General features: G+C 40.6%; 17 protein-coding genes, 1 tRNA gene, 1 rRNA gene, 1 other RNA gene and 1 other annotated feature. Of the genes, 6 read left to right on the forward strand and 14 right to left on the reverse strand.

Annotated elements, in window-relative coordinates:
* From AT864_RS00130 to tadA, 8 genes are all read right to left on the reverse strand, one after another.
* Nucleotides 1-221: ribosomal RNA gene (locus AT864_RS00130) — 16S ribosomal RNA — on the reverse strand; the annotation flags it as partial.
* 713 nt (nt 222-934) lie between these two features.
* Nucleotides 935-1,201: a pro-sigmaK processing inhibitor BofA family protein gene (locus tag AT864_RS00135; RefSeq protein ID WP_066145257.1), complete on the reverse strand. Its 267-nt coding sequence runs from the start codon at nt 1,199-1,201 to the stop codon at nt 935-937.
* 82 nt (nt 1,202-1,283) lie between these two features.
* Nucleotides 1,284-1,508 carry a YaaL family protein gene (locus AT864_RS00140; RefSeq protein WP_044745771.1) on the reverse strand — a complete coding sequence of 75 codons (225 nt, stop codon included), beginning with the start codon at nt 1,506-1,508 and terminating at the stop codon, nt 1,284-1,286.
* A 24-nt stretch (nt 1,509-1,532) separates the two neighbouring features.
* Nucleotides 1,533-2,129 (reverse strand): recombination mediator RecR, encoded by a 597-nt coding sequence (gene recR / locus AT864_RS00145; RefSeq protein ID WP_044745772.1) that lies wholly within the window; start codon nt 2,127-2,129, stop codon nt 1,533-1,535.
* A gap of 11 nt (nt 2,130-2,140) precedes the next feature.
* Complete coding sequence (locus AT864_RS00150; protein ID WP_044745773.1) at nt 2,141-2,464, reverse strand: YbaB/EbfC family nucleoid-associated protein; 324 nt, start codon at nt 2,462-2,464, stop codon at nt 2,141-2,143.
* A gap of 20 nt (nt 2,465-2,484) precedes the next feature.
* Nucleotides 2,485-4,185: a DNA polymerase III subunit gamma/tau gene (dnaX, locus tag AT864_RS00155; RefSeq protein ID WP_066145259.1), complete on the reverse strand. Its 1,701-nt coding sequence runs from the start codon at nt 4,183-4,185 to the stop codon at nt 2,485-2,487.
* Between the two features lie 126 nt (nt 4,186-4,311).
* An RNA gene (gene ffs, locus AT864_RS00160) (signal recognition particle sRNA large type) lies at nt 4,312-4,576 on the reverse strand.
* A gap of 54 nt (nt 4,577-4,630) precedes the next feature.
* Nucleotides 4,631-5,122 (reverse strand): tRNA adenosine(34) deaminase TadA, encoded by a 492-nt coding sequence (tadA, locus tag AT864_RS00165; protein ID WP_066145264.1) that lies wholly within the window; start codon nt 5,120-5,122, stop codon nt 4,631-4,633.
* An 88-nt stretch (nt 5,123-5,210) separates the two neighbouring features.
* Here tadA and AT864_RS00170 point away from each other — a divergent pair, with 88 nt between their 5' ends.
* From AT864_RS00170 to AT864_RS00180, 3 genes are all read left to right on the forward strand, one after another.
* Entirely contained in the window at nt 5,211-6,497 is a 1,287-nt protein-coding gene (locus AT864_RS00170) for a glycosyl hydrolase family 18 protein (protein WP_066145268.1), read from the forward strand.
* A 120-nt stretch (nt 6,498-6,617) separates the two neighbouring features.
* Nucleotides 6,618-7,265: a deoxynucleoside kinase gene (locus AT864_RS00175; RefSeq protein WP_066145274.1), complete on the forward strand. Its 648-nt coding sequence runs from the start codon at nt 6,618-6,620 to the stop codon at nt 7,263-7,265.
* A complete protein-coding gene (locus tag AT864_RS00180) occupies nt 7,252-7,920 on the forward strand; it encodes a deoxynucleoside kinase (protein ID WP_066145278.1) in 669 nt (222 codons plus the stop codon). Before AT864_RS00175 ends, AT864_RS00180 begins: the two co-directional genes overlap by 14 nt.
* 128 nt (nt 7,921-8,048) lie before the next feature.
* Here the strand turns inward: AT864_RS00180 and AT864_RS00185 are convergent.
* The 6 genes from AT864_RS00185 to guaB form a co-directional block, all read right to left on the reverse strand.
* Nucleotides 8,049-8,141, reverse strand: a tRNA-Ser gene (locus AT864_RS00185).
* 251 nt (nt 8,142-8,392) lie between these two features.
* The gene (gene serS, locus AT864_RS00190) at nt 8,393-9,667 is read right to left on the reverse strand and encodes a serine--tRNA ligase (protein WP_066145281.1); all 1,275 of its coding nucleotides are present in this window, start codon (nt 9,665-9,667) and stop codon (nt 8,393-8,395) included.
* A 55-nt stretch (nt 9,668-9,722) separates the two neighbouring features.
* Nucleotides 9,723-9,939, reverse strand: a binding site (T-box leader).
* Between the two features lie 57 nt (nt 9,940-9,996).
* Nucleotides 9,997-10,575, reverse strand: a complete 579-nt coding sequence (gene pdxT, locus AT864_RS00195) for a pyridoxal 5'-phosphate synthase glutaminase subunit PdxT (protein WP_066145284.1) — start codon at nt 10,573-10,575, stop codon at nt 9,997-9,999.
* Nucleotides 10,576-10,593: 18 nt separating this feature from the next.
* Nucleotides 10,594-11,478 carry a pyridoxal 5'-phosphate synthase lyase subunit PdxS gene (pdxS, locus tag AT864_RS00200; RefSeq protein WP_066145287.1) on the reverse strand — a complete coding sequence of 295 codons (885 nt, stop codon included), beginning with the start codon at nt 11,476-11,478 and terminating at the stop codon, nt 10,594-10,596.
* A gap of 162 nt (nt 11,479-11,640) precedes the next feature.
* Nucleotides 11,641-12,948 carry a serine hydrolase gene (locus tag AT864_RS00205; RefSeq protein WP_369815471.1) on the reverse strand — a complete coding sequence of 436 codons (1,308 nt, stop codon included), beginning with the start codon at nt 12,946-12,948 and terminating at the stop codon, nt 11,641-11,643.
* A gap of 400 nt (nt 12,949-13,348) precedes the next feature.
* The gene (gene guaB / locus AT864_RS00210) at nt 13,349-14,815 is read right to left on the reverse strand and encodes an IMP dehydrogenase (RefSeq protein ID WP_044745783.1); all 1,467 of its coding nucleotides are present in this window, start codon (nt 14,813-14,815) and stop codon (nt 13,349-13,351) included.
* A 125-nt stretch (nt 14,816-14,940) separates the two neighbouring features.
* On the opposite strand from guaB, the gene AT864_RS00215 reads away from it, so the two are divergent.
* The 3 genes from AT864_RS00215 to AT864_RS00225 all read left to right on the forward strand — a co-directional run bounded on the left by AT864_RS00215 (nt 14,941) and on the right by AT864_RS00225 (nt 17,138).
* A complete protein-coding gene (locus AT864_RS00215; protein ID WP_066145293.1) occupies nt 14,941-15,909 on the forward strand; it encodes a YaaC family protein in 969 nt (322 codons plus the stop codon).
* Between the two features lie 219 nt (nt 15,910-16,128).
* A complete protein-coding gene (locus AT864_RS00220; RefSeq protein WP_066145296.1) occupies nt 16,129-16,659 on the forward strand; it encodes a winged helix-turn-helix domain-containing protein in 531 nt (176 codons plus the stop codon).
* A complete protein-coding gene (locus AT864_RS00225) occupies nt 16,659-17,138 on the forward strand; it encodes an IS630 family transposase (protein WP_082741621.1) in 480 nt (159 codons plus the stop codon). Before AT864_RS00220 ends, AT864_RS00225 begins: the two co-directional genes overlap by 1 nt.
* Nucleotides 17,139-17,305 lie beyond the last annotated feature (167 nt).

Below are 17,305 nucleotides of genomic sequence, written 5' to 3' on the forward strand. Positions count from 1 at the left end.
CGAAGCCGCCTTTCAACTAAAGACCATGCGGTCTTCAGGGTTATCGGGTATTAGCTCCGGTTTCCCGAAGTTATCCCCGTCTTACGGGTAGGTTGCCCACGTGTTACTCACCCGTCCGCCGCTAACCGAACAGAAGCAAGCTTCTATTCGGTCCGCTCGACTTGCATGTATTAGGCACGCCGCCAGCGTTCGTCCTGAGCCAGGATCAAACTCTCCAAAAGAAAGTTGATTGGCTATCATTTAAATTTCGGTTGACCATACCGAAATTTTTCGATTAACGCTTCGTTTTGTTCAGTTTTCAAAGAACTTACTGCACTTTTTATATTTTACATATATCTTTGTTTGCTGTCAACTGCTTTTTATCGGAATCAGCAGCGACGTTCTTTAATTTATCATATAATAAAACAAGAGTCAATAGCTTTTTCTAAAAAATAATGTTCTTTTATTCCGCAGCCGTAATGTAAAGAACAATGCTTTCCTTACTATAGACCTACCCTGCTAGCATTTGTTTTTAGAGATGAAGTTTATACTGTTTTTCGAAACTCGGGCTTCGTTATGCGTTTATGTAGCAAAAAATTTATTTCTAACCAAGCACATGTTAATCATCCGATAAAAGCCAATTGAAATCACTCTATTTCTCGCTTTTCTGCCACAGTCAGCAAGCCCTTTGTTTGCCGACTGAAAGCTTAAGCATGCCTTTCTCGAACAGCGAATATTTAGCGGGCAAATGAATTTGCCCGCTGGCGTTCTTGTTCAAGAAGAGAAGCAGAAAAGATGATGTTTAGGATGTTTAGCTAGATCATTCTGCATTTTTCATTAAAATAATGGATAATCACCACGTGCGATCCCTGATCTTCGAAAATATACGTCACTTTTCTCTTGCTAAAGCTCTATCATTTCTTTTTCAAATCGTATTTGTCGAAGGTAACTTCTTTTATAGAAGAATATATTTTTGAATAATCACTAAAGCAGCCACTCCGGGAATTCCTAAAAATCCAGATATAAATGATGTTAAAAGGTTAATGGGTACATGAATATTAAAAGAAGTTCCAATAGCATTTAAAACAAATAAAAATAACGCTCCGATCATTAATTTAATAGCCCCGTAACCAAAAAAACGAATGGGCTTTAAGGGTGTTCCCACAAACAACAAAAGAACAATGGCACAAAAAAACAAAGTAATCACCATTTTGTGTTCCATTATATCCGCCCCTTTATATAAAGATTGCTTGTACTACTTCAACATTATGCGTACATGACAAAAAAAGAACAAAAAAAGGAGCTTATCTCGCTCCTTTTAATGATAGACGCCGAAGCTTTGCTTCTCGAATAAGAAAAAAATATTTCGCTTCAGCAATTTTTACATCGATGAGTACTTCCTGTGAAGGCTCTATGCTTTTCTCAATAAGCTGCTTTTGTTTCATCCATTCCTCTCTCGTTACTTCCAGTTCTTCAATTAATCGCTGATCGAATTGCTTTTTTAACCATCCTTTGCGTCGCCAAAGCACGCGACTCACCTCAACTAAATTTTCTTATAATTCTCGGCGACCTTCAAGAGCCTTGGAAAGCGTCACTTCATCTGCATATTCTAGGTCTCCTCCTACTGGCAATCCATGAGCAATCCGGGTTACTTTGATGCCTGTTGGCTTCAGGAGCCTTGATATATACATAGCTGTCGCTTCTCCTTCGATGTTAGGGTTTGTAGCTAAAATAACCTCCTGCACCGTTTCATCCTGAAGACGCTTTAGCAGTTCAGGAATTTTGATATCTTCTGGACCGATGCCATCCATTGGAGAAATAGCTCCATGCAAGACATGATACAGTCCGTTGTACTCTTTCATTTTTTCCATTGCGATCACATCTTTCGACTCTTGAACTACGCAGATCGTCGTTTGGTCCCGTCTTTCATCTTCACAAATATAGCACGGATCCCTATCTGTAATATGGCCGCACACCGTACAATAAGACAAATTGCGCTTGGCGTTTACTAACGCTTTAGCAAAGTCTAATACAGTATCTTCTTTCATATCAAGGACAAAAAAAGCGAGCCGCACCGCTGTTTTCGGTCCAATTCCCGGCAATTTCATAAAGCTGTCAATTAATTTGGATATCGGCTCTGGATAATGCATGAAACATCCTCCTAGAACAGGCCTGGGATATTTAAACCTTTTGTAAATTGTCCCATCGTTTCCGCTGTCAGCTCATCTACTTTTTTCAACGCATCATTTGTTGCAGCTAAAATTAAGTCTTGCAGCATCTCAATATCCTCAGGATCGACAACCTCTTCTTTAATTTTCACCTCCAAAATTTGCTTATGGCCATTTGCAACTACAGTGACCATGCCACCCCCAGCTGTTCCCTCTACTTGTTTTTCAGCGAGCTCTTCTTGTGCTTTTTGCATATCTTTTTGCATTTTTTGCATTTGCTTCATCATTTTTTGCATGTTTCCCATTCCACGCATCATGATCAATTCCTCCTTTAAGATTATTCTTTAATTTCGATTAAATCTTCTCCAAACAATCGTTTGGCTTCCACAATAAGCGGATCCTCCTCCCGCCGAGGTTCTTTGTCTCTTTGCATTCCTTTTTCACGAATAAACTCTTCTCTTATCGCTCCCCATTCTTCATCAGGAACAGCGATCATTTCAACATGACGCTGCGTCAAATCAAACAAAATGGCTTCTACGTTTTCCTTTACTTGGTTCGTATTATCAGCTGCCATTTTACAATGAATTTCGTATTTAAATTTTAAAACAAATGCCTGAGGGCTTGCTGCAACTGGCTCACTTTCCTGCAATAGAGCAGCATGTGATACTTTATTTTGCTTTTTTAAAATATCGAGTACTTCTGCCCAATGGCTTTTAATTAATAATAAATCTTGGTGTGTGGCCTGCTTTAATATTTCATGAATGCGGCCGACAGGCGTTTTATATCCGCTTGTTTTCAATGGTTTTGTCGTTTTTTTCGTTTGGACAGATACAGAATCTTGAGGTGGCGCAGAAATCCCTTGTTCTTTCAAACGAAGCAGCTCTGTCTCCAGATTTTCGATTTTCTTTATCAGATGACGCATGTCTTCTGCTGCAGGTAATGATGGAGACTGGTGCTCTTGATGACAAAGCTTGACTAAAGCAACTTCTAAAAAAATACGTGGATGATTCGTCCATTTCATTTCCTGCTGACTTTTATTTAAAATTTCGATTGTTTCGTAAATAGAGGACACAGGAATCATTTGAGCAAGCTGCTGAAACTCCTGATCCACCAACACCTCTCTTATCATGCCGCTTAAATCTGGAGCTGTCTTGTATAACAGAAGATCTCGATAATAAAAGATTAAATCCTCGATCAAGCGATTTGAATCCTTTCCCTGATCCATAAATTGCTCTAAAAGCCGTAAAGCTTCCGCCACATTTTTTTGGTGAACAGCTCGGACAAGATCAGTCAACATAAAAGAAGATACTGCTCCTGTCATAGAAAGCACATCTTCCAGCAATACTTCTTCTTCGCTGAAGGAAATGGCTTGATCAAGCAAGCTTAATGCGTCGCGCATACCTCCGTCCGCTGCGCGGGCGATTGCAAATAACGCTTCATCAGAAGCCCTAATATGCTGTGCATCGATCACTTGTCTTAATCTCGAAACGATCGAATGAGGCTGAATTCTACGAAAATCAAAGCGTTGACAACGCGAAATAATAGTAGGCGGAATTTTATGCGGCTCGGTTGTCGCTAAAATAAAAATGACATGCTTTGGAGGCTCTTCTAACGTCTTTAATAATGCGTTAAAAGCACCGATCGAAAGCATATGCACCTCATCTACAATATACACCTTATATCGTACAGAAGTAGGTGCAAATTTTACTTTCTCACGAATATCACGAATTTCATCTACTCCATTATTGGATGCTGCATCAATTTCTAATACATCTGGAATAGAACCGTTCGTGATGCCAACACAAGCTGGACATTCGTTACATGGCTCAGCTACTGGCGCCCTCTCGCAATTTACAGCCTTCGCCAAAATTTTCGCAGCGCTTGTTTTACCTGTACCACGTGGACCAGAAAAAAGATAAGCGTGGGATATTTTATTTTGAAGCAGGGCACTTTGCAATGTTTTCGTTACATGCTCCTGACCGACAACATCAGCGAATAACTGCGGCCGAAACACACGATATAGCGCTTGATATGTCACAAAAACGGCCCTCCTCTTTTCTCTTATCTTATTTATTATATAATGTCTTAATCGTTTTTCAAAACACAAAACAAAATAAAAAAACCCACTCTTTGTAAAGAGTGAGATTGACTTATGTATGGTATACCGTGCACCTTCCGTCGATTAGCTGCCCCAAGCGTTGCTTAAGCAGTTAGCTCAGTCCAGGCTCCCCCACGGCACATGGGAGCATCCGCTTACTGCTGCTTCCTTCCGGACCTGACAGGGTTCACGGAATCCCATTGCGTGGGACCCAGACGTCAACACCACTTGCTTAAGACAGACCTCACAACATACTAACCTCGGGAAGGAATTCGGTCTCGCTAGAGCGGATTGCGAGTACAGGGCACCGCTACCTCCCCACTTAGCACGGCAAATATAAGTATATCGTCTTTTTTTAAAAAAAGCAATGAATGCAGATGGTAATTTATTTGGAATGTTCGCCAGTCTTTTCATCTTTCTGTTTTTTTCTGATTCTTAGCTGTCGGAAAAAATCGCTGAGAATACGGCCGCATTCTTCTTGCCGTACACCACCTACCACCTCTGTTTGATGGTTAAACCTGGACTCTTGCAATAAATTCATCAGCGTTCCAGCACATCCTCCTTTTGGATCGCTCGCGCCAAACACCACCCTCTTTATCCTTGAAAGAACAATAGCTCCGGCGCACATCGCACATGGTTCTAATGTGACGTATAGTGTCGCGTCTTCAAGACGCCATGACCCCATCGCCTCACACGCTTGATCAATCGCTAATATTTCAGCGTGAGCAATAGCCCGTTGCTCAGTTTCCCGCAAATTATGAGCGCTTGCAATAATTTTACCATTTTTTACAATAATAGCCCCAATCGGTACCTCTCCTATTTTCTCTGCTTTTTTAGCTTCTTCAATCGCTAACTGCATATAGTACTCATCATTCATGATTAAACCCTCACTAAAATAACCGTCATTTCGCTTTTTTCTTAATCATAAAATATGAAGAAGGAAAGAGGCAACTAGGAGGGAATATATGCAAATTCATGTTGTACAGCAAGGACAAACTCTGACGGGAATTGCTCAAGCTTACAATACGACTCCTGAAGAGATTATTCGTGCCAACAAAATTGAAACGCCAAATTCACTCGTTGTGGGCCAAACCGTCGTCATTCCGATTGTTGGGAGATTTTATTGGATAAAATCAGGAGACAGCCTTTGGTCAATCGCTAGACAGTTTCAAACAACACCGCAACAGCTTGCTCAAATCAATCGTATACAAATAAACACCCCTCTACAAATTGGACAGCGTTTATATATTCCACCGCTCCCAAAAAGAAACGCTGAATTTAATGGATATGTCGAGCCGCGGACGGCGAACGTGCTTCCTGTTTTGGAGGAAAGCGCGCGGAGTGCTGCTCCATACTTAACATACCTCGCCCCATTTAGCTTTCGTATTCAAAGAGATGGAACATTAAAAGAGCCGCTTCTTAATAACTTTCCTTCTATTGCACGTGCTGATAATGTAACATTAATGATGGTAATCACCAATATTGAAAATGACCAATTTAGCGATGAATTAGGATCTATTATCTTGAATAACGAAGCACTGCAAAACCGATTTCTTGAAAACATCGTTTCTACAGCCAAACGGTATGGTTTTCGTGATATCCATTTCGACATGGAATATTTACGTCCCGCTGATCGAGACGCATATAGCGCCTTTTTACGTAAAGCTAAACAACGATTTAATCGAGAAGGTTGGTTAATGTCAACCGCTCTCGCTCCAAAAACAAGTGCTACACAAAAAGGACGCTGGTACGAAGCACACGATTATAGAGCTCACGGCCAAATTGTTGATTTCGTTGTGATTATGACCTATGAATGGGGATATAGCGGCGGACCGCCAATGCCCGTTTCACCAATCGGTCCTGTTCGACAAGTATTAGAGTATGCGATCACCGAAATGCCTGCTTCAAAAATTATGATGGGACAAAATTTATACGGCTATGATTGGACGCTTCCATATGTTCCTGGGGGGAAATACGCCCAAGCTATTAGTCCGCAACAAGCAATCCGTCTTGCCAACCGTTATCATGCTGCGATCGAATATGATTCAAAAGCACAAGCCCCTCATTTTCGTTATCGGGACGAAAACGGAAACGATCATCAAGTATGGTTTGAAGATGCTCGTTCCATACAAGCCAAATTTGATTTAGTCAAAGAGCTCGGCTTAAGGGGCGTTAGCTATTGGAAGCTTGGTTTAGATTTCCCACAAAATTGGCTTCTCATCACTGATAATTTCAATGTTATAAAGAGGTAGAAAGCACTTGATATTCAAGTGCTATTTCTTTTATTGATCTCTCCCTTTTCTCTTATCGTATATGCTAAAATAAAACCTGTCTGTCTAAATAGACTTTGAACGATCAAGGAGGGGCGTCACATGGGGATCGTACCGTTTATTGCGGTAGAGGGACCGATTGGGGTTGGAAAAACATCGCTAGCCAAAGCTATTTCTGAACAATTTCATTATCATTTACTAAAAGAAATCGTTGACGAAAATCCATTTCTCGGGAAATTTTATGAAAATATTGAAGAGTGGAGCTTTCAAACAGAAATGTTCTTTCTCTGCAATCGCTATAAGCAATTAGAAGATATCAATCGCGATTTTCTGAAAAAACAAAAGCCTGTCGTGGCTGATTATCACATTCTAAAAAACCTCATTTTTGCAGAAAGAACATTAAGATATGATCAATATCAAAAATACTTAAAAATATACCACATCTTAACGGATGATATGCCAGAGCCTAATATGATCATCTATCTCAATGCGAGTCTCGATACATTGCTACACAGAATCAAGATGAGAGGAAGGAAGATCGAAAAAAAGATCGATCCATTGTATTTACATGAACTATCCATTGCGTATGAACGAACAATGGAATTGTTAAAAAAAGAAAAGCCGCACATTCCTATTTTACATTTTGATGGGGACAAGCTTGATTTTGTCCAGCGTAAATCAGATTTACTCTACATATTTGAACAAATCAAAAATGGATTAGAAGGAGTTAACTGCAATGAACTTACGTGAAAAATATCATATTCCGCATGATGCTGTCATTACAATTGCCGGGACGGTCGGCGTCGGAAAATCAACAATGACGAAAGCTCTTGCCAAAGCACTACAGTTTCGCACTTCTTTTGAAAAAGTAGATACAAACCCATATTTGGACAAATTTTATGCTGATTTTCAACGATGGAGCTTCCACTTGCAAATTTATTTTCTTGCCGAACGATTCAAAGAACAAAAACGAATCTTCGAATATGGTGGAGGATTTGTGCAAGATCGCTCCATTTATGAGGATACGGGCATCTTTGCCAAAATGCATTTTGAGAAAGGAACAATGACAAAAGTCGATTATGAAACATATACGAGCTTATTTGAAGCGATGGTGATGACTCCTTATTTTCCTCACCCAGATTTGGTCATTTATTTAGAGGGAAGCTTTGAAGAAATTTTACGGCGAATTCAAGAGCGCGGCCGGCCTATGGAGCAACAAACTCCAATAGAATATTGGAAAGAAATGTATGATCGTTATGAACAATGGATTAATAGCTTTAATGCCTGCCCTGTACTTCGCATTAATATTAATGACTACGATCTATTGGAAGACGATCAATCCATTGAGCCAATTATCGAAAAAATGGCTCACATTCTTCATCAATACCGCTGTTTAAAAAGATAACCGCCTATTCTGAGGCGGTTTTTTATAAAGCGGGCAAAGCGCAAAATAAAAAATTCGTTACAATAAAGTAACGAATCGTTTCGAATAACAATCTCCATTTATGCGCAGTGGTGCTTTAAACGAACTGATGGCGGAGGAGGAGGGATTCGAACCCCCGCGCGCCTCTCGACGCCTCTCGGTTTTCAAGACCGACCCCTTCAGCCAGACTTGGGTACTCCTCCTTATCGACAAGAATTACTTTACCATACGAAAATACATCCGTCAATACTTTTCATCCTTTTCCCCCATATTCGAAATATAAAGAAAATAATCGTGGTACCAGACAAAATTCATTCGCTTGCTATCCTTGTGCTGTGTAAATAGAAACGAACGGCATCAATAAAAAATCACAGTCGGAAGGCAAGCCAGTGACTTGCCTCCGATATTTTAAGTCATCTTTCTATTATTTTTGCTGTTACTCCTGATCCGATAATTATCGGATGACTTCTTTATTTCCCATATAAGGACGCAACACTTTTGGAATTAAGACAGTGCCATCCTCTTGCTGATAATTTTCCAAAATAGCAGCCACTGTCCGGCCAATAGCTAAACCAGATCCATTAAGCGTATGAACGTGTTCAGGTTTCGCTTTTGGATCTCGGCGAAAACGAATATTAGCACGGCGCGCTTGGAATGACTCGAAGTTGCTGCAAGAAGAAATTTCTCGGTAAGTGCCGTAGCTTGGGAGCCAAACTTCGATATCATATTTTTTAGCCGCTGTAAATCCTAAATCACCTGTGCACATGCTCATCACACGATAAGGCAGTTCTAGCAACTGAAGCACCTTCTCAGCATGGCTCGTTAATTTTTCTAGCTCCGCATAAGAGTCCTCAGGCTTCACAAATTTCACAAGCTCCACTTTGTTAAATTGATGCTGGCGAATTAGTCCTCTTGTATCGCGGCCAGCTGAACCGGCCTCTGAACGGAAGCATGCACTATATGCCACATAGTTGAGCGGCAAGTCTTCTGCTGATAAAATTTCGTCGCGGTGCAGATTAGTCACAGGCACTTCTGCCGTAGGAATTAAAAAATAATCCTCGCTTTCAATTCGAAACGCATCCTCTTCAAATTTGGGCAATTGACCTGTTCCTGTCATGCTAGAACGATTTACAATATATGGAGGGAGCACTTCTTCATATCCATGCTCTTCTACATGCAGATCAAGCATGAAACTAATAAGCGCTCGCTCTAACCGAGCACCTAATCCTTTATAAAATACAAATCGGCTTCCTGTCACTTTCGCTGCACGCTCAAAATCCAAAATGCCAAGCTGATCAGCAATTTCCCAATGTGGCTTCGCTTCAAATGAAAACGCACGAGGTTCTCCCCATTTGCGGATTTCCACATTATTCTCTTCAGATTCCCCGATCGGCACAGATTCATGTGGAATATTCGGAATCGAAAGCAATAACATCTCTAACGTCTCTTCGACTTGTCGCAATTCATGATCCAACACTTTAATGCGATCGCCAACTTCACGCATTTCAGTGATCAAATGATCAGCATCTTGCTTTTCCCGCTTTAAAATAGCGATTTGTTGAGATACCTCGTTCCGTTTATTTTTTAGCTCCTCTGCTTTAGCAATGAGCTCCCTCCGCTTCTGATCAAGCTCTTCAAAACGAGTAAAATCCGTTAAATCTTCACCACGATGTTTCAGCTTTTCTTTCACTTCCGCTAAATTCGTGCGCAAAAATTTCAAATCTAACATCTCTTGTTCCTCCTTTTTTATTCCTAAAATAAAAAACTCTCGTCCCCTTATTAAACCAAGGGACGAGAGTAACCCGCGTTGCCACCCTAATTGAAGACAAAATGTCTTCCACTCAAATTGGTAACGGCTTGACACCGGAAATGCTTACTTGCGTTCAAGCGTTCGGCATTTCGCTCAAGGATGGATTCACAAGCGTTTCCCATCGGTTCGCACCACCCACCGATTCTCTGAAGAGAAACATTCCTGCTACTATTTCCTTTCATCACTTTAACGCTCATTCACTTTTAATAAAAATAATGTACTACAAGGTTCGGCAAGATGCAATGGTTTTATTCCATCGATTCTTTAACCATATTTATAAAATACTGTGTCATTCGATGATCTTCTGTTAATTCTGGATGGAAAGAGCATCCTAAAAATTGTCCCTGTCTCGCAGCGACTATTCGTCCCTCGTGCTTTGCTAAAATTTCTACCTCTTCTCCAACTTCAACAATATGTGGTGCACGAATAAAGACACCAATAAAATCATCAGCGACTCCAGTAATTGACAGTTCCGCTTCAAAGCTTTCCCGCTGACGGCCAAATGAATTCCGTTCAACAGTAATATCCATTAAACCAAGATGTGGTTCATCATATCCAACAATACGTTTAGCTAACATAATCAAGCCTGCGCACGTTCCAAAGATGGGTTTACCTTGTGCAGCAAACTCCTTTAACGGCATTATAAAACCGTATTGATCCATTAGCCGACGCATCGTCGTACTCTCGCCACCTGGAATAATAAGACCATCGATTTCTTGAAGCTGCTCCATTTTTTTGATGACAGTCGCTTCAGCTCCACACGATTCAATCGACTGAACGTGCTCTCGGACAGCTCCTTGCAAACCTAAAACACCAATTTTTATCATCTTAACCTTCTCCCTTGATTACCAGCCGCGTTCTTGCATGCGTTGTTCAGGTAATAACGACGAAATATCGATTCCTCTCATCGCCCCGCCTAACCCTTTAGAAAGATGAGCAATTAGTTCATAGTCTTCGTAATGAGTCGTTGCTTCAACAATCGCACGTGCATATTTCTCCGGATTCTCTGATTTGAAAATACCAGACCCTACAAATACGCCATCTGCTCCTAAGTACATCATTAAAGCAGCATCCGCAGGAGTCGCTACTCCACCCGCTGCGAAATTAACTACAGGTAACCGGCCTAATCGTTTAATCTCAAGCAGCACTTCAAACGGAGCGCCGAGATTTTTTGCTTCTGTCATCAACTCATCTTCACTCATGCTCACAACTTTACGCACTTGAGCATTCACTTTGCGCATATGGCGGACAGCTTCAACAATATTTCCTGTTCCCGGCTCTCCTTTTGTCCGCAGCATCGATACGCCTTCAGCAATCCGACGAGCTGCCTCCCCTAAATCTCGACATCCGCACACAAATGGTACGGTAAATTGGCGTTTATCAATATGGAATTCTTCATCAGCAGGAGTCAAAACTTCACTTTCATCAATATAGTCTACCCCTAACGCTTCAAGAACTCTTGCCTCCACATAATGACCAATACGCGCTTTCGCCATTACCGGAATGGAAACAGCTTTCATTACTTCTTCCACTACAGTTGGATCTGCCATACGAGCAACACCGCCTGCAGCCCGGATATCAGCTGGCACGCGCTCCAATGCCATAACCGCTACAGCTCCAGCAGCTTCTGCGATTTTTGCTTGTTCAGCATTTACCACATCCATAATAACGCCGCCTTTTTGCATTTCCGCCATTCCGCGTTTGACACGCTCTGTACCTGTAATAGCCACTTGTGATTCCTCCTAATAACCTCATGTAGTCGTATTTTTTCATGAAAAAAGAAAGAAAAGCGATAAGAAATAATTTAATTACATTTTCTTATTTTACCTCAATTTTTTTAAAAATCACAATAAAAAAAGTAAAAAGCTCCTCCTGCTTAAGGAGGAAGCTTTTTAAAACCAGCCTTTGACCGTCTTTGTCACACTTGTCCAAATATCGCTGAATAAACCGCCGATTCCTCTCATCATCAATACAAATCCATTTGCTTTTTCCACGCTTTGTTTAGCTACAACATCTACCTGTACGGCACTTTTCCCATTTGGTGTCAAATAATCATCATCATTAGCTCCCGTATACCGCACCGTCATGTATCCAACTTTTTCGCCTTTTTTGATCGGTGCTGTTAACTCTCCATCTTTATTGAGCTTTTTCTTGTCAAACACATATACTGGCTTATAGTTTTTGTCTTCCCCATTTTTTATGACAAGAGAAAGGGTTTTTTTCGTGACAACAGCTACTGATTTTTCCTTTCCCTTTGTTACAGGCAAAGTAGCGTCACCTTTTTGTTGATACCCTGCTGGATAAAGTTCCTTTAATGAATAGTTACTGAACGCATAATCCAATAGCTTTCTCGTTTGCTCGAATCGAGCATTAATGGTCGATTTGCCATTGCTTTTTGCATTCATAACAACCGTAATAAAGCGAACACCGTTTTTCTCCGCCGTTCCTGTAAAGCAGTAGCCAGCAAAATCTGTATATCCTGTTTTCAATCCGTCTACTCCCTCATAGCCATAAACAAGACCTGGCAGCATCCAGTTCCAATTGTCCATTTTAATTTGGTCGTCTGTGCCTTCTCTAAATGTTTTTTTCGTTATGCTCGAGGTTTCTAACACTTCAGGATACTCTTTAAGTAAATGGTAAGCTAACGTAGCAACAGCACGAGCTGACATAACATTTTCTTCGCTTGCTTCTGTTCCTTGTGGATGAAATCCTTGTAAATCTTGATTGCTTAGTCCTGTCGCATTGACAAATTTATAACCTTGTAACCCCAGTTTTTTCGCTTTTTCATTCATCATTCTGACGAAGTTTTCCTCTGAACCGCCTACAATTTCAGCGATAGCAACTGCAGCGGCATTAGCAGAATAGATCGCCATTGCCTCATAAAGCTCAAGAACGGTATACTTTCCATCTTTTCTTAGTGGAACATTAGATAGATCGCGATCTTGTGACAGACGGTATACATAATCACTTGGTGTATATTCTTGATCCCATTTCACACGTTTTTGTTTCACTGCTTCTAATAACAAATATTCTGTCATCATTTTTGTCATACTTGCGATTCCAAGAACGGTATCAATATTCTTTTGGTACAAAATTCTTCCTGATCCTGCATCAACAAGTATCGCCGCATCCGCTTCAATATTTATCGGATCCTGTGCGGCCTCCACTTTTTTATTCAATGGAAAAACCGTTGCTAGCAGGAACACTAAAACTAATCCTATTATTATACTTTTCTTTCTTTTCACTTTTACACCCTCCTTACACAAACGTTATTGTAACATACTCCTATACAAAAAAATAGACGGAGGAACCTTCCTCCGCTTCAAGCGATCGAAATGCAACTTGGCATGCTAACATTTTCGCTTCTTCTTCGACTAAGCGACTATTCGATTTCGACAGTCAGGTGGCCGAACAACAACGTCTTCCAGATAAATGCATTTGTTGCTCGTCTCTCTGTCACACTTTGGCGTGACGAAGGCAAGTCTATGACTTGCCTCTGACAGTCAAAAAATGGAGCGGCTTCTTTCCAATCGCGCTATAACTTTCATATAAAGCTTGTACACTGAAAAAACTACTAATGTTACATCCACAGGCAAATCATTATGAAATGGAATAGTTTGGAGCTTCTTTTGTGATTTGTACATCATGCGGATGGCTTTCCCGCAATCCTGCACCTGTCATGCGAATAAATTGTGACTTCTCGCGCAATTCTTCTAGATTTTTTGTTCCACAATAGCCCATTCCGGATCTTAAACCACCGACAAGTTGATAAATCGTATCGGCAAGCGGTCCTTTATAAGGCACACGGCCTTCGATTCCTTCCGGAACAAATTTTTTATTATCTTCTTGGAAGTAGCGGTCCTTACTTCCTTTTTCCATCGCTGAAACAGATCCCATTCCACGGTACACTTTAAAACGACGGCCTTGATAAATTTCGGTTTCTCCAGGGCTTTCTGTTACCCCAGCTAAAAGGCTTCCAAGCATTACGGCATGAGCGCCAGCTGCTAGAGCCTTCACAATATCGCCTGAATACTTAATTCCGCCATCTGCAATAATTGGAACACCGTATTTGCGCGCCTCTGTCGCACAATCATAAATAGCTGTGATTTGTGGCACTCCTACACCAGCAACAACGCGCGTCGTACAGATCGAACCTGGTCCAATTCCCACTTTGATAATATTAGCCCCAGCCTCAATTAAATCTCTTGTCGCTTCTGCCGTAGCCACATTTCCTGCAATAATATTTAGCTTCGGATACTGTTCGCGGATTTTTCGTACTGTATCAAGAACACCTTTTGAATGGCCGTGAGCCGTATCTACAACAATTACGTCCACATTGGCCTCAACTAATTTTTTTACACGAATCATTGTATCAGCTGTTACCCCAACAGCAGCACCAACTAATAAACGGCCTTTTTCGTCCTTTGCTGAGTTCGGAAACTCAATCACCTTTTCAATGTCTTTAATCGTGATTAATCCTTTCAAAACGCCATTTTCGTCAACAAGAGGCAATTTTTCAACCTTATATTTTTGCAAAATCTTTTCTGCCTCTTCTAAAGTAGTACCTACAGGAGCTGTAATTAGGTTTTCCTTTGTCATGACATCGGAAATTTTTATGGAGTAATCTTGAATAAAACGTAAGTCTCGATTGGTAATAATGCCGACCAGCTTTTGTTCTGTTTCATTATTAACAATTGGAACACCGGAAATGCGATATTTGCCCATCAAGTGCTCCGCATCATATACTTGATGATCTGGAGTCAAAAAGAATGGATCAGTAATTACTCCACGTTCTGAACGCTTAACTTTGTCTACCTGCTCTGCCTGTTGTTCGATTGACATGTTTTTATGAATAATTCCTAATCCACCTTGGCGAGCCATTGCAATCGCCATTTCTGCTTCAGTAACGGTATCCATCCCTGCACTGATAATGGGAATATTTAACGATAACGTTGGAGTAAGTTGAGTTTTAACATCTACATCTCGAGGCAATACTTCTGATTTTGCAGGAATAAGAAGAACATCATCAAAGGTCAATCCTTCTTTTACAAATTTAGATTCCCACATGTTTTATCCTCCTCATCCGGAAATATTATTAGTAGCTTAACAACTGGTTAAAATACTGTCAAGGAATCAAGGAAATGTTCGATTTTTCTTTCAATTTTATCATTTCAACGAAAGGGGAATGGTCAATGTTACATAGCGAGGAAGTTTGGATGAAATTTTCTTCTTTCCATTCTACAAGCATGGTTCAACAATTGTTATACCGTTGTTATTCCAAGACGGGAAGAGAAGACGCAAAACAAAAAAGTTATGCAAATGGCTACGCTTTTCTTTACTATTTACAGCATGGTCAAAGCTTTTATCTGACAGCTCGAACAGCTCCTCTCTCAATTCAACCTGTCCTTTTATTTTATGGAATGGTCCAGCTTTTAAAAGCTTGTATTCTTACTGTAGATGCTGATTATCCCATGTCATCATCTGTTTTAGCGCATGGTGTTTCAACAAGAAAGCAAAAAAAACAAAATTATAATTTTTTCAATGACGAAGTAAAAGTTCAAAAGCACGGATTGTTTACTCATTTTTCTGAAAAAATGTTCCATGTGAAACATATGGCTGGAGAAAAATTTCAAATGCGTTCTTTATTAAAGCGCATTAGCGAGCTTCACGAATTGTTTGAAGTCTACTATGGGGCTAAGCTATCAAGGAAAGTCCATTACGATCCTTTTCGACAATGCATCCTCATTCCAGTTACTATTTTAGACGATTACCATATGACATTTTCTCATTTCATAAGCCATGTCATTCCAGAATGGCACTGGATTCAAAAAGAATCTGTTGAAATAGAGGGGAATTATATTAAAGCCATTTGTACTGATCAATTAAAATCATTAGAGCATGAACCGTTTATGTTTGATTTGAGCACGAAAACATATCGTCTTCCGACACAACGCGAAGAGATATTTCAAAAACAGGAGGTTATATTTCATTATTTATTATTATATAACTTAAGCATGATCTCTCGATACGAAACAGAATGGTGGAGTGAATTGCTACATTCCTATTCGAGCGAAGCCTATCCGTTTATCCATAAGTTTTTATCTGTAACATTTGAAAAAGTCCCTTTTTTATTGTATGAGTATTTAGCTTTAACTAACTGATCGTATTTTGCAACAGTCGGTTGTCGAGATCCATTCATGAGTCCCCGGATCTCTGATCTTGGCCTCTACTACAATAAGTACATGATAAAAAAGTTTGTAGAGCGGCCGTTGACCACCAAATCATTTATATATAAATCCAAGTTCTTTTTTGGGCATACGGTTATCTCGTCTCTGAGCCGTCTACACTGAAAATAGGATAGACGGACAGGAGTGGTAGAGATGAAAACTTGGCAAATTACAGAGACACACGGCTGGACCATTGATACATTACGCCAACAAGAAAAACAATCCAAACACACATGGCAGTACAAGCGAGTGGCTTCCATTCGGATGGTGATGGAAGGATACAAGGGCATTGAGGTTGCTGCTTGCCTCGGTTTGAATCGCAAAAGCGTATCCGAATACGTTCGTCTGTTTTCAGAAGGCGGTCTCGATCAGTTGTTGAACCGGAACTTCACTTCGCACAAGCCTACCTACTTGTCTCTGGAAGAACAAGATGAGTGGATCGCCATCGTGAGTGAACAAACACCATGTGAACTTGGGTTTGCGCAAGAGTCGTACTGGAATACGAAACTGATCCAAACCTTTCTCATGAACCGATTTCATGTGGGAATGTCAAGGGAAGGTATTCGCCTCATGGTGCATCGACTCAGCTTTCGCTATACGCGACCGACGTATGTCCTGATCAAAGCTAACGAACAAAAACAACAGAATTTCCAAAGTGAGCTGAACATGATAAAAAAAACGTGATGACCGACTGCTGTGTTCTGTTATATGAAGATGAAAGCCATATCCGTGATGTCCAAACCCTACATGCCACCTGGCAGCCGAAAGGAAAACAAAAACAAATGCCGGTTTCTGAATCTCAGACGACACTTCACCTGTTTGGCGCGGTGAATCCAGAAGAAGGAGAGGTATTCTGCATGGAAACGGACACGTGTAACACCCAAACATTTCACCAGTTCTTGAAATACTTGCTTCCATGCCATCCGCAAAAGCATCTCATTCTGGTGCTGGACCATGCTCGCTACCACCACGCCCGTGCACTGCGTCCTTTTTTGACTAAACACGAAGACAGGCTGACACTTTTCTTCTTGCCGCCTTACTCGCCTACTCCCAATCTTATGGAACGGAGTTGGAAGTGGCTTAAGGAAGTGGTACTGTCAAATCGATACGATAAGGACCGTGCAGACTTGCGAGACGGAATGAAATATATGTCCGTTTATTAACTTGGATTTATATATAAACAAAGGACCTGACTAAACGTGATGATATGCTCCCCCTAAGGTAGACAGATTAAAAAATAAAAATCTGTTTTCTCTTAGGGGGAGTTTTTCTGTGTCTGGCAAACATTATTCTGAAGAGTTTAAATATGAAGTTATTAAAGCTTATGAGA

Source organism: Anoxybacillus sp. P3H1B, from assembly GCF_001560855.1.
Taxonomy (GTDB): domain Bacteria; phylum Bacillota; class Bacilli; order Bacillales; family Anoxybacillaceae; genus Anoxybacteroides; species Anoxybacteroides rupiense.